The sequence below is a fragment of the Variovorax sp. SPNA7 genome (assembly GCF_033807855.1).
GTDB classification, from domain to species: Bacteria; Pseudomonadota; Gammaproteobacteria; order Burkholderiales; family Burkholderiaceae_C; genus Variovorax; species Variovorax beijingensis.
Genome location: NZ_CP138513.1, coordinates 995,815 through 1,011,699 on the forward strand (window position 1 = coordinate 995,815; position 15,885 = coordinate 1,011,699).

A 15,885-nucleotide genomic window follows, 5' to 3' on the forward strand; every position below is an offset into this window, starting at 1 on the left:
CTGTGCTCATCGCGCTACAGCGCCCGCTCAGCCGCGCTCGGCGGCCTGGCGGTGCGCAGCACTGCAGTAGACCGCGTCGCCCGGTCCCGAGATCGCATCGCTCGCAGGCAGGTGCAAGCCGCAATGGGCGCAGCGCAGCATGGCTTGCGGCGAAGCCGGCGCGGCGGGCGGACGCTTGGCGGCGCGCGCCGCCTCTTCGCGCAGGGTTTCGCGCATTTCCTCGCGGCGATTCTTGCGCCAGAGCCAGATCGCCACCCAGAGCACCGCGAGAACGAGCAGGTATTTCATGTCGCGCCGCGCGCCAGCACCACTTCGAGCACGAAGCGCGAGCCCACGTAGGACAGCAGCAGCAGGGCGGAGCCGGCATACAGCACCCGCCGCGCCGTGCGGCCGCGCCATCCGAAGCGGACCCGGCCGATCAGCAGCACGGCAAAACTCATCCAGGCGAGCACCGAGAACACCGTCTTGTGGTCCCACTTCCAGCCGCGCACGCTTGCGCCGTACAGCGTTTCGCTGAACAGCAGGCCCGCGAGCAGCGTGGCGGAAAGCAGCACGAAGCCGGCCATCACGAACCGGAAGGTGAGCCGCTCGAGCGTGAGCAGCGGCACGCCGCCTTGCGGTTCGGTGGCAAGGCGGATCTGCTTTTCGGCCCGCGTGATCAGCCAGGCATGGACCACCGCGGCGCCGAACAGGCCATACGAGGCAATGCCCAGCGCCAGGTGCAGCGGCAGCCAGGGCGATGCCGACACATGCAGCGGCGTGCCGGGAAAGAGAATGGCCAGCAGCACGGCGGCCGCACCCAGCCAGGCCAGCGCGCGGCGCACCTTGAGTTGCGGGTACATGCGGCTTTCGACCGCATAGACCGTGAGCACTAGCCAGGCGGTGACCGAAAGCGCCGGCGCGAAGCCGAATTTCGGTTCGCTGCCGATGAGGCCATGGCCCAGCACGGCGGCATGCAGAAGCCACGCCAGCCCGAGGGCCCACTGAGTGGCTTTGCGGCTCAGCCGGGCACCCGCGGCAGCGGCAAATCCGTAGGCAGCCGCGGTGGCGATGCCCAGCGCCACGGCAAGTGGGGAGGGGATCGCTAAAATCATGCGTAGAGTTTATCTCCCCCAGGCTTGCGCACTACGTGTCGCAGCGCCAACCCCCTCACCGGGGCGACACCAGAGGCCCGGCAAAGCCGGTTCCTCGGTGTCTCGCGAAAGGGGCAGTAGGCCGCCGATTCCGTTCACGACTTTCCGACTTTCCAATAGCCCGCCGCAGCGGGTGACAAGGCATCCCGCTCATGGCCACCGCCCTCACAGAAAAGTTCTCCCGCCTCGTCAAGACGATGAGCGGCCAGGCGCGCATCACCGAAAGCAACGTGCAGGACATGCTGCGCGAAGTGCGCATGGCCCTGCTCGAAGCCGACGTGGCGCTGCCCGTGGTGCGCGATTTCGTCGCCCGGGTGAAGGAAAAGTCGCTCGGCCAGGAAGTGCTGGGCTCGCTCAAGCCGGGCCAGGCGCTGGTCGGCATCGTCAACCGCGAACTCGCCGCCACCATGGGCGAGGGCGTGTCGGACATCAACCTTGCGGCGCAGCCGCCCGCCGTGATCCTCATGGCCGGCCTGCAGGGCGCGGGCAAGACCACCACCACCGCCAAGCTGGCCAAGCACCTGATCGAGAAGCGCAAGAAAAAAGTGCTCACGGTGTCGGGCGACGTCTACCGGCCCGCCGCCATCGAGCAGCTCAAGATGGTCACCAAGCAGGCCGGCGCCGAATGGTTCCCGAGCACGCCGGACCAGAAGCCGCTCGACATCGCACGCGCCGCGCTCGACCACGCCAAGCGCCATTTCTTCGACGTGCTGCTGGTCGACACGGCAGGCCGCCTGGCGATCGACGAAGTGCTGATGACCGAAATCAAGCAGCTGCACGGCGCGCTCGATCCGGTCGAAACGCTGTTCGTGGTCGACGCGATGCAGGGCCAGGATGCGATCAACACTGCCAAGGCCTTCAAGGAAGCGCTGCCGCTCACCGGCATCATCCTGACCAAGACCGACGGCGATTCGCGCGGCGGTGCGGCGCTGTCGGTGCGGCAGGTGACGGGCGTGCCGATCAAGTTCGCAGGCACCAGCGAGAAGATCGACGGCCTCGAGGTGTTCGATGCCGAGCGCCACGCGGGCCGCATCCTCGGCATGGGCGACATCGTCGCGCTGGTCGAGCAGGTCACGGCCGGCGTCGACGTGGCGGCGGCGCAGAAGCTCGCGGCCAAGGTCAAGAGCGGCGCGGGCTTCGACTTGAACGACTTCCTCGGCCAGCTGCAGCAGATGAAGCAGATGGGCGGCCTCTCCAGCCTGATGGACAAGCTGCCGCAGCAGATGGCCGCCAAGGCCACCGAAGCCGACATGACCCGCGCCGAGCGCGACATCCGCCGCAAGGAAGGCATCATCCAGAGCATGACGCCGCTGGAGCGCCGCAAGCCCGAGCTACTCAAGGCCACGCGCAAGCGCCGCATCGCGGCCGGCGCAGGCGTGCAGGTTCAGGAAGTGAACCGCCTGCTCAACGAGTTCGAGCAGATGCAGGGCATGATGAAGAAGATGAAGGGCGGCGGCCTCATGAAGATGATGAAGAAGATGGGCGGCATGAAGGGGATGGGCGGCATGGGTGGCCCCGGCGGCCCGAAGCTGCCGTTCTAATTAAATAGAGCGATGGCTGCTGCTCCGGCAGCCGCGCAATAAAAAAGCCGGCCTCGTGGCCGGCTTTCTTGTTTGCGGTGGAGCTTGCGCATCAGGCCGTCGCCAGCGCCGCAGGGCGCGCCAGGCGCAGCGCATGCATCCAGGCGCGGCGCAGCACGGCCGGCGAACGCGATTCCTCGGGGATCAGCAGGAAGCCGCGGTCGCGCAGCGAGGTGCCCAGCGCGATCTGGCTGGTCAGCACGGTGAGCGGAATGGCCAGCAGCAGCGGCAGGCCCACCGGCATGAGCCAGATCAGCGCGCTCGGATCGATCATTGCGACGCCCAGGGCCAGTGCGCCGACCACCACACTCATGGGAGCGAGCTGCGTCACGGCGACCTTCCACGGCACGGCAGCGGCTTCGCGCGGGGGCGACTTCCAGTCGAGCTTGATGCCGGTGAGGGCGACCAGCACGAACAGCGAGTGGGCCAGCATGCGAACCGGCGCCTGCACGATGGCCAGGCCGCTTTCGAGCACCGAGCTCTTCACCAGGCCCCACAGGCCGCCGTACTGGCGCTGCTCGCCGCGCATCAGCACGGCTGCAATGCCGAGCAGGCGGGGCAGGAACAACAGGCACAGGGTCCAGACCCACAGGCCGGCCAGTTCCGCCGGCAGCACGCTCCAGCTGGAGATCAGGCTCGAGCCGCTCAGCCACAGCGCGGTGCCGAGCGTCAGGAATGCGAGCCACAGCGGCGCCGAGACGTAGGCCATGGTGCCGGTCACGAACATCGCGCGGTGCACCGGGTGGATGCCGGGCTCGGCCATCAGGCGGGCGTTCTGCAGGTTGCCCTGGCACCAGCGGCGGTCGCGCTGCAGTTCGGCCAGCAGGTCCGGCGGCTGCTGCTCGTAGCTGCCGACCAGGTCGGCGCAGAGCCACACGTTGTAGCCGGCGCGGCGCATCAGCGCAGCTTCGACGAAGTCGTGCGACATGATGCCGCCCGACATGCCGCCGGTGCCCTTGATGGGGGCCAGCGCGCAGTGCTTCATGAAGGGCTCGACGCGGATGATCGCGTTGTGGCCCCAGTAGTGCGATTCGCCCAGTTGCCAGAACTGCATGCCCAGCGTGAACAGGCGGCCCGTCACGCGGGAGGCGAATTGCTGCGCGCGGGCATGCAGCGTCACGTGGCCGATGGCCTGCGTGGCGGTCTGGATGATGCCGGCGGTCGGGTTGGCTTCCATCAGCTTGACCATCGAGGTCAGGCAGTCGCCGCTCATCACGGAGTCGGCGTCGAGCACGACCATGTAGCGGTAGTCCTTGCCCCAGCGGCGGCAGAAGTCGGCCACGTTGCCGGCCTTGCGGTGCGTGCGGCGGGTGCGCAGGCGGTAGTACACCTCGACCTGCGGCTGGTTGGGGCTGTCGGCCAGCGCGGCGCGCAGGTCTTCCCACGCGGCGCGCTCGGCGGCGGCGGTTTCGGGCGAGTAGCTGTCGGACAGCACGAACACGTCGAACTGCTTGGCGTGGCCGGTGGCCGCAACCGATTCGCAGGTGGCGCGCAGGCCGGCGAACACCGTGGCAACGTCTTCGTTGCAGATCGGCATGATGATTGCGGTGCGTGCCTCGGGGTTCATCGGGTGGTGGGCCACCTGCTTGACCGAGAGCGCGTGCTTGTCACCGCGCACCGAGACATAGAAGCCCATGAGCGCGGTCACGAAGCCGGTGACGACCCAGCCCGAGAGCAGGCCGTACAGGCCGATCTGGCCGTATTCGAGCCAGACGTTGTCGTAGTCGGGCTGCACGCCGGCAAACAGCGCGGACGCGATCACGGTGCTCAGAAGCGTGAGCGCCATGAAGGCGAAGCGGCGCTGGGCCGCGGCGCGCTGCCAGGGTTGCTTGACCTGGGCGCCGGCTTCGGCGGTCTGGCCCTCCGGCTTGCCGCCGGCGCCGAGCTTGACCAGCAGGGCCGTGCCGAGGCTGTTCCAGAAGCCGCGCCAGGGGCGGGGCGCCATGGAGCCGCGGTTGACCGGCGGAGCGGTCACGGAATTGGGGTGGCGTTCTTCGCGCACCGGGCTGCGGTGCGAAAAGTCGGCTTCGGTCAGCACGTTCAGTTGGGAGAAGTCGTTTGGCTTCATGTGTGATTTACCAACGTTGCTTGTCGAGGGAAGGGGTGTCGCCAATGGCAGGAAAGCGCTTGATCACGCAATCCGGTTCGGCGCCGCCTGCGCTTGCGAGCGCGGCCACCGAATGACCGGCGGCACGGGGCCGCACGGGGGAAAACTGCTTTTGACGCAGGCCGTCGCGCTGCTGGCGCAGTGCGAAAGATGGGCTGGTGAGTGCTGTCATGCCTGTACAGGGGCAAACCCTGTGCCAGGCTGGAAAAAAGCTTTCAGATCAATGACTTAGGGCGATCTGAATGCGATTTTCGGGGTTGGAGCCGTTTGGAAGGCCCCGAAACCCGTGTTTTTGTCGCCGAATCCCGACAAGCCTGGGGGGCTGGTGGAAGATGGCCTTTTAAATCAACGACTTAGGGGCGTCGCTAGTCGGCGACAGGCTCGCTGCCGGGAGCGACAGCGTCGGCCTTGAAGTGGCCCGGCGTGAGTTCGTGCTTCTGCAGCAGCCGGTAGAACTCGGTGCGGTTGCGGTCGGCCAGCCGGGCGGCGTCGGCCACGTTGCCGTCGGTCAGCTTGAGCAGCCCGACGAGGTAGTCGCGCTCGAAGCGCTGCTTGGCCTCGGCATAGGTCTGGACCTCGACCGTGGGCACGCGCAGCGCGCGCTGTACCAGCGCCAGCGGGATCAGCGGCGAGCTCGACAGCGCACAGACCTGTTCCACCACGTTGTAGAGCTGGCGCACATTGCCGGGCCAGGCCGCGGTGGCCAGCGCCTTGAGCGCCTCGGGCGCGAAGCCGGACAGCCGCTTGCCGTACTTGGTCGAGAGCTTCTGCAGGAAGTGGTTGGCCAGGAGCGGAATGTCCTCGCGCCGGGCCGACAGCGGCGGCAGCGTGAGCGTGACCACGTTGAGCCGGTAATAGAGGTCTTCGCGGAACTGGCCGGCTTCCATGGCGACGTCCAGGTCGCGGTGGGTGGCCGAGATGATGCGCACGTCGACCTCGATCGACTGGCTGGCACCCAGCGGGCGCACGGCGCGCTCCTGCAGCACGCGCAGCAGCTTGACCTGCAGGGCGGGCGGCATGTCCCCGATTTCGTCGAGCAGCAGCGTGCCGCCGTCGGCCTGCTGGAACAGGCCCTTGTGGTTGGCGTGGGCGTCGGTGAACGCGCCCTTCATGTGGCCGAACAGTTCCGATTCGAGCAGCGCCTCGGGGATGGCGCCGCAATTGACGGCCACGAAGGGCTTGTCGGCGCGGGCGCTGGCGCGGTGGATGGCGCGCGCCAGCAGTTCCTTGCCGGCGCCGCTGTCGCCGCGCAGCAGCACCGAGGCGTCGGACTTGGCGACCATGCGCGCCTCGGCCAGCAGCTCGGACATGCGGTTGCTGCGGCTCACGATCTCGGCGCGCCAGCTTTCGTCGCCGGCCTTGGCGGGCGTGCTGGCGGGTGCGCCCAGCGCCAGCGCCTGCGCGATCTTGTCGAGCAGTTCGCGCCCGTCGTAGGGCTTGGTGAGGTAGGTGAACACGCCGCGCGCCGTGGCCTCGACCGCATCGGGAATGGTGCCGTGGGCGGTGAGCAGGATCACGGGCAGCGAGGGGTGGCGCTTGCGGATCTCGTCGAACAGCTGGAGCCCGTCGCGGCCGGGCAGCCGCACGTCGCTGAGCACCAGCTGCGGGTGCTCGATCTCGAGCTGCGTGAGCGCGGTTTCGGCCGAGGTCACGGCCGTGACCTGGTAGCCGGCCGAGCTCAGCCGCATCGAGAGCAGCCGCAGCATGTCCGGGTCGTCGTCGACCACCAGCAGGCGCGCGCCGGTCGTGCTCATCGATGGGGCTCCTTGGGCAATCGCCGGCTGCTGTTCATGGATTGGGCCTGGTGCCGCCGGGCGGAGGCAGGGTCGGCGCCGGCACGTTGTTGGGCCGTGCGAAGCTGCGCTCGATGGCACGCAGCGCCTCGATGCGGTCGTTCAGCTGGTCGATGCGGCGCTGGCTTTCGCGCACCTGCTGCGCCTGCTTGTCGCGGTCTTCCTCGACGCGGCGCTGTTCCACGTAGCGCGCGGCCAGTGTGCGTGCCAGCGGCTGCAGGGGCTGCGCCTCGGGCGAGGGGTTGGAGATCACGCGCTGCATCAGGCCCAGCGCGCGTGCCAGGTCGGCCGGCACGCGGGTCTGCGCGAGCAGCAGCGCGAGCTGCATCTGCGCACTGGGCGAATCGCCCGGATCGCCGGCGCGGGTGATTTCGGCGGCCAACTCGGCGCCGCCCAGCGGACGGACCTTGTCGGCATAGGCCAGCATGGCCGCGACCGGGCCCTGGGTCATCAGCGTGAAGAGCGAGGCGGGCTGCGTGGCGGGCGCCTTGGGCTCGGCCTCGACCGGCATCACGCGCGGCACGGCGGGCGGCGGCGGCAGCGCCTCGGCTTCGGCGGGTGGTGCGGGCTGCGTCGCGCAGGCGGCCAGCAGCAGGACGAAAGGCATGGCCACCGCCCCGGACAGGGTCGAACTGCGGACGAACGGAAAAAGCATGGATTGAAGAAAAGGCAAGAGGCGGTAGTTGTTTTCAGGTGGATGCCCGGGGGCTTCGCGGTGGGTTCAGGCCGTGCGCGGCAGTTCGATGCGAAAGCGCGCGCCGGGCCCCTCTGGCAGCAGGGTGATGCGGCCCCCATGGGCAGCAATGTACTCCTGCACGATCGAAAGGCCGATGCCCGTGCCCTTGACGGCATGCTCGGGCTGGCGCTCGCCCCTGTAGAAGGGCTCGAAAATCCGGTCCCGGTCGCCCTCGGCAATACCCGGGCCGGCGTCGTTGATATCGATGCACGCCGTGGTCGGCGTGCCGGACACCACGATCGAAATCACACCGCCGCGCGCCGAATACCGGATGGCGTTGGACAGCAGGTTGGCCACCGCCGTGCCGAGCTTGGCGCGGTCCACCGGCAGCGTGAGCGACTCGCCCTCGGCATGGACGCGCAGGCCATGGGCCTGCCATTGCAGGCGCTGCGCCTCGATCTGCTCCTCGACCAGCGGCAGCAGGTCGGTGCGTTCGCGGCGCAGCTCGCGCGCCTCGAAGGCGGCGGCATTGAAGCGCAGCAGCGCCTCGATCTGCCCCTGCAGCGAAACGGTGTTCTGGTTCAGGATCTGCGCCACTTCGAGCTGGGCCGGATTGAGCGGACCCGTCACGCCGTCTTCGAGCAGCGAGACGCCTTCGCGCAGCGCCGCCAGCGGTGTCTTGAGTTCGTGCGAGACGTGGCGCAGGAAGCGTGCCTTGTCGGCGTCGAGCTCGGTCAGCCGCAGGCGCAGCCACTCGAGTTGCTGCGACAGGCGCCGCACGTCGGCCGGGCCGCGGATGTCGATGGGTTCGTCGAGCCGGTTCTGGCCGAGCCCGACGATGGCGTGCTCGAGCCGCTTGAAAGGGCGCGCGAGCCAGATGCCGAAAGCCAGCGCCAGCGACACCGCCAGGATGCTGGCGGCCACCACTTCGCGCATCAGCCGGCGGCGCGCATTCTCGATGCGCTTGGCCAGCGCGTCGTTCTGCAGCTCGATCAGGAACTGGGCCTGCTGCGCAAGGTTCGTGTTCAGTGAATCGAGCTCGCGGAACTGCATGGCCATGCCGCTTTCGCGCGAGAGCGCGCTGTCGGCGCTGCCGCTCATGAGCCCCTCGATCACGCCGAGCTGGGCGCGCCAGAGTTCGATGCCCGAAGGTGCGAGGCCGTTCCTCTCGAGCCGTTCGAGCACCTGGTGCGCTTCGCGCGCGGCGTCGTCGAAGCGGCGGCGCAGCACGGCGTCGTTCAGCACCAGCGACTGGCGGCCGGCGCGCTCCATGGCGGCACTGCGCTCGGCCAGCGACTGGGCCGCGCCCGAGAGCCGCAGCGCGCGGGCCGCCGCATCGCGGCTCTGGGTCATGAGCGCGTCGTACTGGAACACCGAGCGCAGCGCCACGCCCACCAGGAGGGCGGTGATCAGCAGGAACGCGAAAAGCAGGAGCTGCTGGAACGAGCCCCGTTTCGACGGCCGCTTCGCCATCAGGCGGCGAGCGCGGCGCGAACCGGCACCGTCGACGACTCGCGCGTGGCCACTTCGCCGCGCAGCGTATAGGCCAGCGAGCGCGTGATGCGCAGCTCGGCCATCTGCCCGACCAGGCGCGCGTCGCCTTCGAAGTTGACCACGCGGTTGCAGGCGGTGCGGCCCATCAGCTCGTTCGCGTCCTTGCGGGAAGCCCCTTCGACCAGCACGCGCTGCGTGGTGCCGACCAGCGCATCGCCGAAGCGGCGCACGTTGCCGTCGATCACGCGCTGCAGCGTCTGCAGGCGGGCCAGCTTCACCGCATGGGGCGTGTCGTCGTGCAGCGCCGCGGCAGGCGTGCCGGGGCGCGGGCTGAAGATGAAGCTGAAGCTGTTGTCGAACTGGCAGTCGTCGATCAGCTTCATCATCTTGGCGAAGTCTTCGTCGGTCTCGCCCGGGAAGCCGACGATGAAGTCGCTGGAGAGCGCGAGTTCGGGCCGGATGGCGCGCAGCTTGCGCACCGTGCTCTTGTATTCCATGGCGGTGTAGCCGCGCTTCATGGCCATCAGGATGCGGTCGCTGCCGTGCTGCACCGGCAGGTGCAGGTGGCTCACCAGCTGCGGCACCTTGGCGTAGGCCTCGATCAGCCGCGGCGTGAATTCGTTGGGGTGGCTGGTGGTGTAGCGGATGCGCTCGATGCCGGGGATCTCGGCGACGTATTCGATGAGCAGCGCGAAGTCGGCGATCTCGGCCGTGTCTCCCATGCGGCCGCGGTAGGCGTTCACGTTCTGCCCCAGCAGCGTGACTTCGCGCACGCCCTGGTCGGCCAGGCCGGCAATCTCCACCAGCACGTCGTCGAGCGGGCGGTTCACTTCCTCGCCGCGGGTGTAGGGCACCACGCAATAGCTGCAGTACTTGGAGCAGCCCTCCATGATCGAGACGAACGCCGTGGCGCCCTCGACGCGCGCGGGCGGCAGGTGGTCGAACTTTTCGATCTCGGGAAAGCTGATGTCGACCTGCGGGCGGTCCAGGCGCTCGCGGTCGTTCAGCATCTCGGGCAGGCGGTGCAGCGTCTGCGGGCCGAACACGATGTCGACGTAGGGCGCGCGCGCGATGATGGCCTCGCCCTCCTGGCTCGCCACGCAGCCGCCCACGCCGATCTTCACGCCCTTGGCCTTCAGGTGCTTCACGCGGCCGAGGTCGCTGAACACCTTCTCCTGCGCCTTCTCGCGCACCGAGCAGGTGTTGAACAGGATCAGGTCGGCCTCGTCCACGTTCTGCGTCGGCTCGTAGCCTTGGGCGGCGTTCAGCACGTCGGCCATCTTGTCCGAGTCGTACTCGTTCATCTGGCAGCCGAAGGTCTTGATAAATACTTTTTTGCTCATGGGGTGCTTTCCTGGCCCTCCTTGCCGGAGGGCCGATGCAGGACGGTCGTGTCGCCCTGCGGCGCGGCGGGCGCGGCCCGCCGGCATCTTTATTGCGTGTTGACGGTGTCGTTCGAAGTGAACGGCCAGATGTTCAGCAGCGGCTTGTCGAGCGACTCGCGCCTGGCAACGGCTTCGTCGGGCGTGAGGATCCAGACTTCGCGCAGCAGGCCGGCGGCATCGCGCGTGTAGTTGACGAGGTATTTCTGGCCGGTGATGGCGCTGGACATGACCAGCATGTTCTGCGCGCTGCGGATGCGGCCGCCGGGCGCCATGCGGTCGGGCTTGCCGTCGAGTTCGACGTCGACCCCGTCGATCACCATGAACTTGCCGCGCAGCGTGCCGACCGGGAAAGTGCGTCCGCCCACCAGGGACTCGTTCTGGGTCTGCGGCCGGGGTACCTCGGACTGGGCTGCGGCGCCGATGGAAAAAAGGCTTGCAGCCACTGTGCAAAGCGCTATGAAAGTGAGAGCATTCGTGGGTTTCTTGCAGCGGTTCATGGGGTATATCCAGAGGCTGTGGAGCGGCGATTTTAGCGGCGGGGTGAAATCATCCCTGGCGCCTGCCACAGCGGGTTGTACATGGGCCCTGGCATTGCGGCTTTACTTATCTTTACGGCACTCACGGACACTGCGAGTCGACGGCTGCTCCAATAGCCGCTGTCAGCCCAAAGTGCACAAGAACCCATGAAGAAAAAAATCGTCCTCGCTCTTGCAGGTGTGTTGATCGTAGCTGTCGCGGGATGGTGGTGGAACGGGTCGGGCGATCGCATGGCGGCAAAGAACGCCAGGCCCGCCGCCGCTGGCGGCGGAGCCCCTGCGGACGGCGCACCGGCCGCGCTCGTCACGCTCGCCACCGCCGAGCGGCAGGACGTGCCGGTCACGGTGCAGGTGAACGGCAGCGTGGTGTCGCTCAACAGCGTCGATTTGCGGCCGCAGGTGACCAACACCGTTGCGGCGGTGCACGTGAAGGAAGGCCAGTTCGTCAAGGAGGGCCAGCTGCTCTTCACGCTCGACGACCGCAACGACCAGGCCAACCTGGCCCGCGCCCGCGCCCAGCAGAAGCGCGACGAAGCGACCCTGGCCGACCTCGAGCGCCAATATCGGCGCAGCCAGGAGCTGCTGGCGCAGAACTTCATTTCGAAGAGCGCCACGGACGCCACGCTGTCGCAGCTCGAGGCGCAGCGCGCCGCGGTGGCGGCCGACCGCGCCGCGGTGCAATCGGCGCAGGTGGCGCTGGGCTACGCCACGCTGCGCGCGCCCATTGCGGGGCGCATCGGCGCGGTCAACATCTACCCTGGCACGCTGGTGCAGCCGACGCTGTCGCTGGTCACCATCACGCAGCTCGATCCCATCGCGGTGAGCTTCCCGGTGCCGGAGGCCAACCTGCAGGACCTGCTGGCGGCGGCGCGCAGCCGGGCCAGGGTCGAGGCGCTGGTCGTCGGGCGCCGCGAGCCGCTCAGCGGCGTGCTCAATTTCGTGGACAACACGGTCGACCCGCAGATCGGCACCGTGCGCGCCAAGGCGGTGTTCGACAACGCCGACCAGAGCCTCTGGCCGGGCCAGTTCGTCGGCACGCGGATCACGGTTCGCACGCTCTCCGGCGCCACGGTGGTGCCGGCCGCGGCGCTCATGATGCTGTCCGACGGCGCTTCGCTCTACGTGGTCGACCAGGCCATGAATGCCAAGCGGCGCCAGGTGCAGGTGCTCCACACCTTCGGCACCAGGGTGGCGGTGAGCGGCGTGGAGCCGGGCGAGCAGGTGGTCATCGAGGGCAGCCAGAACGTGCGCCCGGGCGGCAAGGTCCGGGTCGATAAAAAGGCCGCGCCGGCCGGCACCACCGGTGTCACGCCGGGCAGTGCGGCCTCCTCGGACACCCAGGCTCCGCGGGAACGCGCATGAACATCTCGGAGCTGTGCATCCGCCGTCCCGCGATGACGGTGCTGTTGTCCGCGGCGGTGGTGGTGGCGGGCATCTTTGCCTACTTCAGCATCCCGGTCGCCGCGCTGCCGAGCTACAACACGCCGGTCATCAACGTGAACGCCCAGCTGCCGGGCGCGAGCCCCGACACCATGGCTTCGTCGGTGGCGCTGCCGCTCGAAAAGCAGTTCTCGACCATTCCGGGCCTGCAGACCATCAGCTCGGTCAACACGCAGGGCGTGAGCTCGATCACGCTGGAATTCGTGAGCAGCCGCGACATCGACGCCGCCGCCGTCGACGTGCAGGCCGCGCTGCTGCGCGCCCAGCGCCAGCTGCCGCAGGAGCTGACGCAGCTGCCTTCGTACCGCAAGGTCAATCCGGCCGATGCGCCGGTGCTGTTCATCTCGCTGATCTCGCCGTCGATGAATCCGTCCGAGCTCAACGACTATGCCGAGAACCTGATCTCGCCCACGCTCTCCACCATCGACGGCGTGGCGCAGGTGGCCGTGTACGGCCGCAAGGCCTTCGCGGTGCGCATCAAGGCCAATGCCGACCTGCTCAACGCGCGCAACATCACGCTCGACGAACTGGCCAGGGCGGTGAATTCGGCCAATGCCAACACGCCCGTCGGCGTGCTCGACGGGCCGCGCCAGACGCTCACCATCCAGGCCAACCGGCAGCTCACCAAGGCGGAAGATTTCGCCAAGCTGATCGTCGGGCAGCGCAACGGCGCGCCCGTGCGGCTCGACGAAGTGGCCACCATCGAGGACAGCTTCGAATCGGTCAAGACCGCGAGCAGCTTCAACGGCCAGAGCTCCATCTCGCTGGCCGTGCAGCGCCAGCCCAACGCCAACACCGTGGAGGTGGTGGATGCGGTGCGTGCGCTCATCCCGCGCTTCAAGGCCGAGCTGCCGCAATCGGTCGAGATCCACATGGTGAACGACCGCTCGCTGTCGATCCGCGAGGCGGTGCACGACGTGCAGCTCACGCTGCTGGGCACCGTGGCGCTGGTGGTGCTGGTGATCTTCCTGTTCCTGCACCGGCTGGTGGCCACGCTGATTCCGGCCGCGACCATTCCGATCTCGCTGATCGGCGCGGTGGCGCTGCTGTATGCCTTCGGCTACAGCCTGGACAACGTCTCGCTGCTGGGCATCACGCTGGCCGTGGGGCTGGTGGTGGACGATGCGATCGTGGTGCTCGAGAACATCATGCGCTACGTCGAGAAAGGCATGGAGCCGATGGCCGCGGCGCTGCGCGGGGCGCGCGAGGTGGGCTTCACCATCATCTCGATCTCGATCTCGCTGGTGGCGGTGTTCATTCCGATCTTCTTCATGCCGGGCGTGATCGGCCTGTTGTTCCATGAATTCGCGGTGGTGGTGGCGCTGGCGGTGCTGGTGTCGGCCATCGTGTCGCTCACGCTGGTGCCGATGCTCGCGAGCCGGCTGCTCAAGCACGTGCCGCGCAAGGACGGCGCGCTCGACCACGAGGAAGAGCACCCCGAACCCGGCACCGCCATCGGCCGCGCCTTCGAACGCGGCTACCGCTGGGTGCATGCGAGCTACATGCGGACGCTCGACTGGACGCTCGCGCACCGCACGCTGATGCTGCTGGTGGCCGGTGCCACCTTCGTCGTCACGGCCTGGCTGTTCGTCTCCATTCCGAAGGGCTTCTTCCCCGAGGAAGACATCGGCCAGATCCAGATCACCACCGAAGCGGCCGAGGACATCTCCTTCACCGCCATGTACGCGCTGCAGGAACGCGTGGCCGCTTCGCTGCAGGCCGATCCGAGCGTGGCCTACGTGAGCTCGTTCGTCGGCGTGGGCGGGCCGACCGCCACGCAGAACTCCGGCCGACTGTTCGCGGTGCTCAAGCCGCGCAGCGAGCGTCCCAAGATGGCCGCGGTGCTCGAGTCGCTGCGCCAGCGCTTCCGCGAGATTCCGGGCATTGCGGTCTACATGCAGCCGGTGCAGAACCTGCGCCTGGGCGGCCGCCAGAGCAAGGCGCGCTTCCAGTACACGCTGCAGAGCGTCAATGCGGGCGAGATGGTGCCCTGGGCCACGCGGCTCATGGAGCGCATGCGCGCCGACCCGGCCTTCCGCGACGTCACCAGCGATTCGCAGAACCGCGGCCTGCAGGCCACGCTGGAGATCGACCGCGACAAGGCCGGCGTGCTCGGCGTGGCCGTGGGCGACCTGCGCACCGCGCTCTACAACGCCTATGGCGACCGGCAGATCGGCAGCATCTACGGCGCGAGCAACACCTACCAGGTGATTCTCTCGGCCGCCGACAACGACCGGCAGTTCGAGGACGACGTGTCGCGCCTGTCGGTGCGCAGCACCAGCGGCCGGCTGGTGCCGCTGTCGGCCTTCTCGACCGTCAAGCGCACGGTGGGGCCCACCTCGGTCAACCACCAGGGGCAGCTGCAGGCGGTGACGGTGTCATTCAACCTCGCGCCCGACGTGCCGCTGGGCAACGCGACCGCGAAGATCGACCAGTTCAAGGAAGAACTGAAGATGCCGCAGTCGATCATCACCACCTACGGCGGCGATGCGGCGGTGTTCCAGAGCTCGCAGGCGAGCCAGGCCGTGCTGCTGGTGCTGGCGGTGCTCGTGATCTACGTGCTGCTGGGCGTGCTGTACGAAAGCTACATCCACCCGCTGACCATCCTGGCGGGGCTGCCGTCGGCGGCCGTGGGCGCCTTGCTTTCGCTCAAGATCTTCGGCTTCGACCTGACGCTGATCGCGACCATCGGCATCCTGCTTCTGATCGGCATCGTCAAGAAGAACGCGATCATGATGATCGACTTCGCGCTCGATGCGCAGCGCACCGAGGGCATGAAGCCGGTCGATGCGATCCGCGAGGCCTGCCGGCTGCGCTTCCGACCGATCCTGATGACCACGCTGGCCGCGCTGATGGGCGCGCTGCCGCTCGCCTTGGGCCTGGGCGCCGGCGCCGAACTGCGCCAGCCGCTGGGCGTGGCGGTGGTGGGCGGCCTGATCTTCTCGCAGGTGATCACGCTCTACATCACGCCCGCCATCTACCTGGCGCTCGACCGCTACAGCGGCACCGGGCCGATGGTCGATCTGCCGGGCGAGGCCAAGGCCGAGGCTGGTGGTGGTGCCGCGGGGCACGCGGCCTCGCACGCCTAGGTCGTTGTCTCGTCGAGGACGTCGTCGTCCGCCGCCAGGTGGGCGGTGTCGCTCCAGCCCACGAGGCTGAAGCCCTCGGGCGTCCACAGCATGCGGTTGATGGCGGCGTTGCCGAGCTGCCAGGTGCGCGGCGCCTGCAGCTCCTGGCGCGTGGCGGCGCGGTAGAGCACGTCCATCACGCCGCCGTGCGCCACCAGTGCCACGAGCTGGCCCGGATGGCGTGCGGCCAGTTTCGATGCGATGCGCGTCACCCGCTCGCGGAAGACCAGCAGGCTCTCGCCGCCCTCGGGCTGGAATTCGGGGTCGCGCTCGCGCCAGCGCCGGGCCTGGTCGGGCAGGGTGGACTCGATCTCGGCAAAGCTCATGCCCTCGAAGCGGCCGAAGGCGCGTTCACGCAGGCCCGGTTCGGGTTGCACCGCGAGGCCGTGCGGCCTGGCGATCTCTTGCGCGGTCTGCCAGGCGCGCGAGAGGTCGCTGGCGTAGATCGCGCCGATGTCTTCGTGCGCCAGCGCCTGCCCGACGCGCCGGGCCTGCCAGAGCCCGGTGTCGTTGAGCCCGATGTCGAGCTGGCCCTGGATGCGCGTGTCGACGTTCCAGGCGGTTTCGCCATGGCGAACGGCAATCAGGCGGGTGATTTCTTCCATCTGGCTGG

Annotated in this window: 13 protein-coding genes; 3 read left to right on the forward strand and 10 right to left on the reverse strand. The window is 68.4% G+C overall.

From position 1 onward, the window contains the following. Window positions 1-27: 27 nt before the first annotated feature. Together RZE77_RS04445 and RZE77_RS04450 are read right to left on the reverse strand one after the other, a co-directional pair. Window positions 28-288: a PP0621 family protein gene (locus RZE77_RS04445; protein ID WP_319429730.1), complete on the reverse strand. Its 261-nt coding sequence runs from the start codon at window positions 286-288 to the stop codon at window positions 28-30. Continuing rightward, window positions 285-1,094, reverse strand: coding sequence for a cytochrome C assembly family protein (locus RZE77_RS04450; RefSeq protein ID WP_319440863.1), 810 nt, complete (start codon window positions 1,092-1,094; stop codon window positions 285-287). Before RZE77_RS04450 ends, RZE77_RS04445 begins: the two co-directional genes overlap by 4 nt. Window positions 1,095-1,285: 191 nt before the next feature. On the opposite strand from RZE77_RS04450, the gene ffh reads away from it, so the two are divergent. Then, on the forward strand, window positions 1,286-2,674 hold the full coding sequence (gene ffh, locus RZE77_RS04455) for a signal recognition particle protein (protein ID WP_012746111.1): 1,389 nt from the start codon (window positions 1,286-1,288) through the stop codon (window positions 2,672-2,674). Between the two features lie 91 nt (window positions 2,675-2,765). On the opposite strand, the gene mdoH is transcribed toward ffh, so the two are convergent. The 7 genes from mdoH to RZE77_RS04490 form a co-directional block, all read right to left on the reverse strand. Beyond that, a complete protein-coding gene (gene mdoH / locus RZE77_RS04460; RefSeq protein ID WP_319440864.1) occupies window positions 2,766-4,781 on the reverse strand; it encodes a glucans biosynthesis glucosyltransferase MdoH in 2,016 nt (671 codons plus the stop codon). Window positions 4,782-4,788: 7 nt separating this feature from the next. After that, the gene (locus tag RZE77_RS04465) at window positions 4,789-4,992 is read right to left on the reverse strand and encodes a hypothetical protein (RefSeq protein ID WP_012746113.1); all 204 of its coding nucleotides are present in this window, start codon (window positions 4,990-4,992) and stop codon (window positions 4,789-4,791) included. Between the two features lie 193 nt (window positions 4,993-5,185). Further along, window positions 5,186-6,574, reverse strand: coding sequence for a sigma 54-interacting transcriptional regulator (locus RZE77_RS04470; protein WP_319429740.1), 1,389 nt, complete (start codon window positions 6,572-6,574; stop codon window positions 5,186-5,188). Between the two features lie 34 nt (window positions 6,575-6,608). Continuing rightward, window positions 6,609-7,220: a hypothetical protein gene (locus RZE77_RS04475; RefSeq protein ID WP_319429742.1), complete on the reverse strand. Its 612-nt coding sequence runs from the start codon at window positions 7,218-7,220 to the stop codon at window positions 6,609-6,611. A gap of 114 nt (window positions 7,221-7,334) precedes the next feature. Continuing rightward, window positions 7,335-8,762 carry a sensor histidine kinase gene (locus RZE77_RS04480; RefSeq protein ID WP_319440865.1) on the reverse strand — a complete coding sequence of 476 codons (1,428 nt, stop codon included), beginning with the start codon at window positions 8,760-8,762 and terminating at the stop codon, window positions 7,335-7,337. After that, a complete protein-coding gene (gene miaB / locus RZE77_RS04485) occupies window positions 8,762-10,126 on the reverse strand; it encodes a tRNA (N6-isopentenyl adenosine(37)-C2)-methylthiotransferase MiaB (RefSeq protein ID WP_319440866.1) in 1,365 nt (454 codons plus the stop codon). Before miaB ends, RZE77_RS04480 begins: the two co-directional genes overlap by 1 nt. An 89-nt stretch (window positions 10,127-10,215) precedes the next feature. Next, window positions 10,216-10,533, reverse strand: a complete 318-nt coding sequence (locus tag RZE77_RS04490) for a hypothetical protein (protein ID WP_319440867.1) — start codon at window positions 10,531-10,533, stop codon at window positions 10,216-10,218. Window positions 10,534-10,935: 402 nt separating this feature from the next. Here RZE77_RS04490 and RZE77_RS04495 point away from each other — a divergent pair, with 402 nt between their 5' ends. After that, entirely contained in the window at window positions 10,936-12,066 is a 1,131-nt protein-coding gene (locus tag RZE77_RS04495; RefSeq protein ID WP_319442304.1) for an efflux RND transporter periplasmic adaptor subunit, read from the forward strand. Continuing rightward, entirely contained in the window at window positions 12,063-15,233 is a 3,171-nt protein-coding gene (locus RZE77_RS04500; protein WP_319440868.1) for an efflux RND transporter permease subunit, read from the forward strand. The genes RZE77_RS04495 and RZE77_RS04500 overlap by 4 nt, the downstream gene beginning before the upstream one ends. Here RZE77_RS04500 and RZE77_RS04505 read toward each other — a convergent pair. Then, window positions 15,230-15,877, reverse strand: a complete 648-nt coding sequence (locus tag RZE77_RS04505) for a histidine phosphatase family protein (RefSeq protein WP_319440869.1) — start codon at window positions 15,875-15,877, stop codon at window positions 15,230-15,232. The genes RZE77_RS04500 and RZE77_RS04505 overlap by 4 nt on opposite strands. Window positions 15,878-15,885 lie beyond the last annotated feature (8 nt).

Coding starts and splice junctions, on each gene's coding strand:
- RZE77_RS04445 (WP_319429730.1), bottom strand. CDS start 288: ATGAAATACCTGCTCGTTCTCGCGGTGCTCTGGGTGGCGATCTGGCTC.
- RZE77_RS04450 (WP_319440863.1), bottom strand. CDS start 1,094: ATGATTTTAGCGATCCCCTCCCCACTTGCCGTGGCGCTGGGCATCGCC.
- ffh (WP_012746111.1), top strand. CDS start 1,286: ATGGCCACCGCCCTCACAGAAAAGTTCTCCCGCCTCGTCAAGACGATG.
- mdoH (WP_319440864.1), bottom strand. CDS start 4,781: ATGAAGCCAAACGACTTCTCCCAACTGAACGTGCTGACCGAAGCCGAC.
- RZE77_RS04465 (WP_012746113.1), bottom strand. CDS start 4,992: ATGACAGCACTCACCAGCCCATCTTTCGCACTGCGCCAGCAGCGCGAC.
- RZE77_RS04470 (WP_319429740.1), bottom strand. CDS start 6,574: ATGAGCACGACCGGCGCGCGCCTGCTGGTGGTCGACGACGACCCGGAC.
- RZE77_RS04475 (WP_319429742.1), bottom strand. CDS start 7,220: ATGCCTTTCGTCCTGCTGCTGGCCGCCTGCGCGACGCAGCCCGCACCA.
- RZE77_RS04480 (WP_319440865.1), bottom strand. CDS start 8,762: ATGGCGAAGCGGCCGTCGAAACGGGGCTCGTTCCAGCAGCTCCTGCTT.
- miaB (WP_319440866.1), bottom strand. CDS start 10,126: ATGAGCAAAAAAGTATTTATCAAGACCTTCGGCTGCCAGATGAACGAG.
- RZE77_RS04495 (WP_319442304.1), top strand. CDS start 10,936: ATGGCGGCAAAGAACGCCAGGCCCGCCGCCGCTGGCGGCGGAGCCCCT.
- RZE77_RS04500 (WP_319440868.1), top strand. CDS start 12,063: ATGAACATCTCGGAGCTGTGCATCCGCCGTCCCGCGATGACGGTGCTG.
- RZE77_RS04505 (WP_319440869.1), bottom strand. CDS start 15,877: ATGGAAGAAATCACCCGCCTGATTGCCGTTCGCCATGGCGAAACCGCC.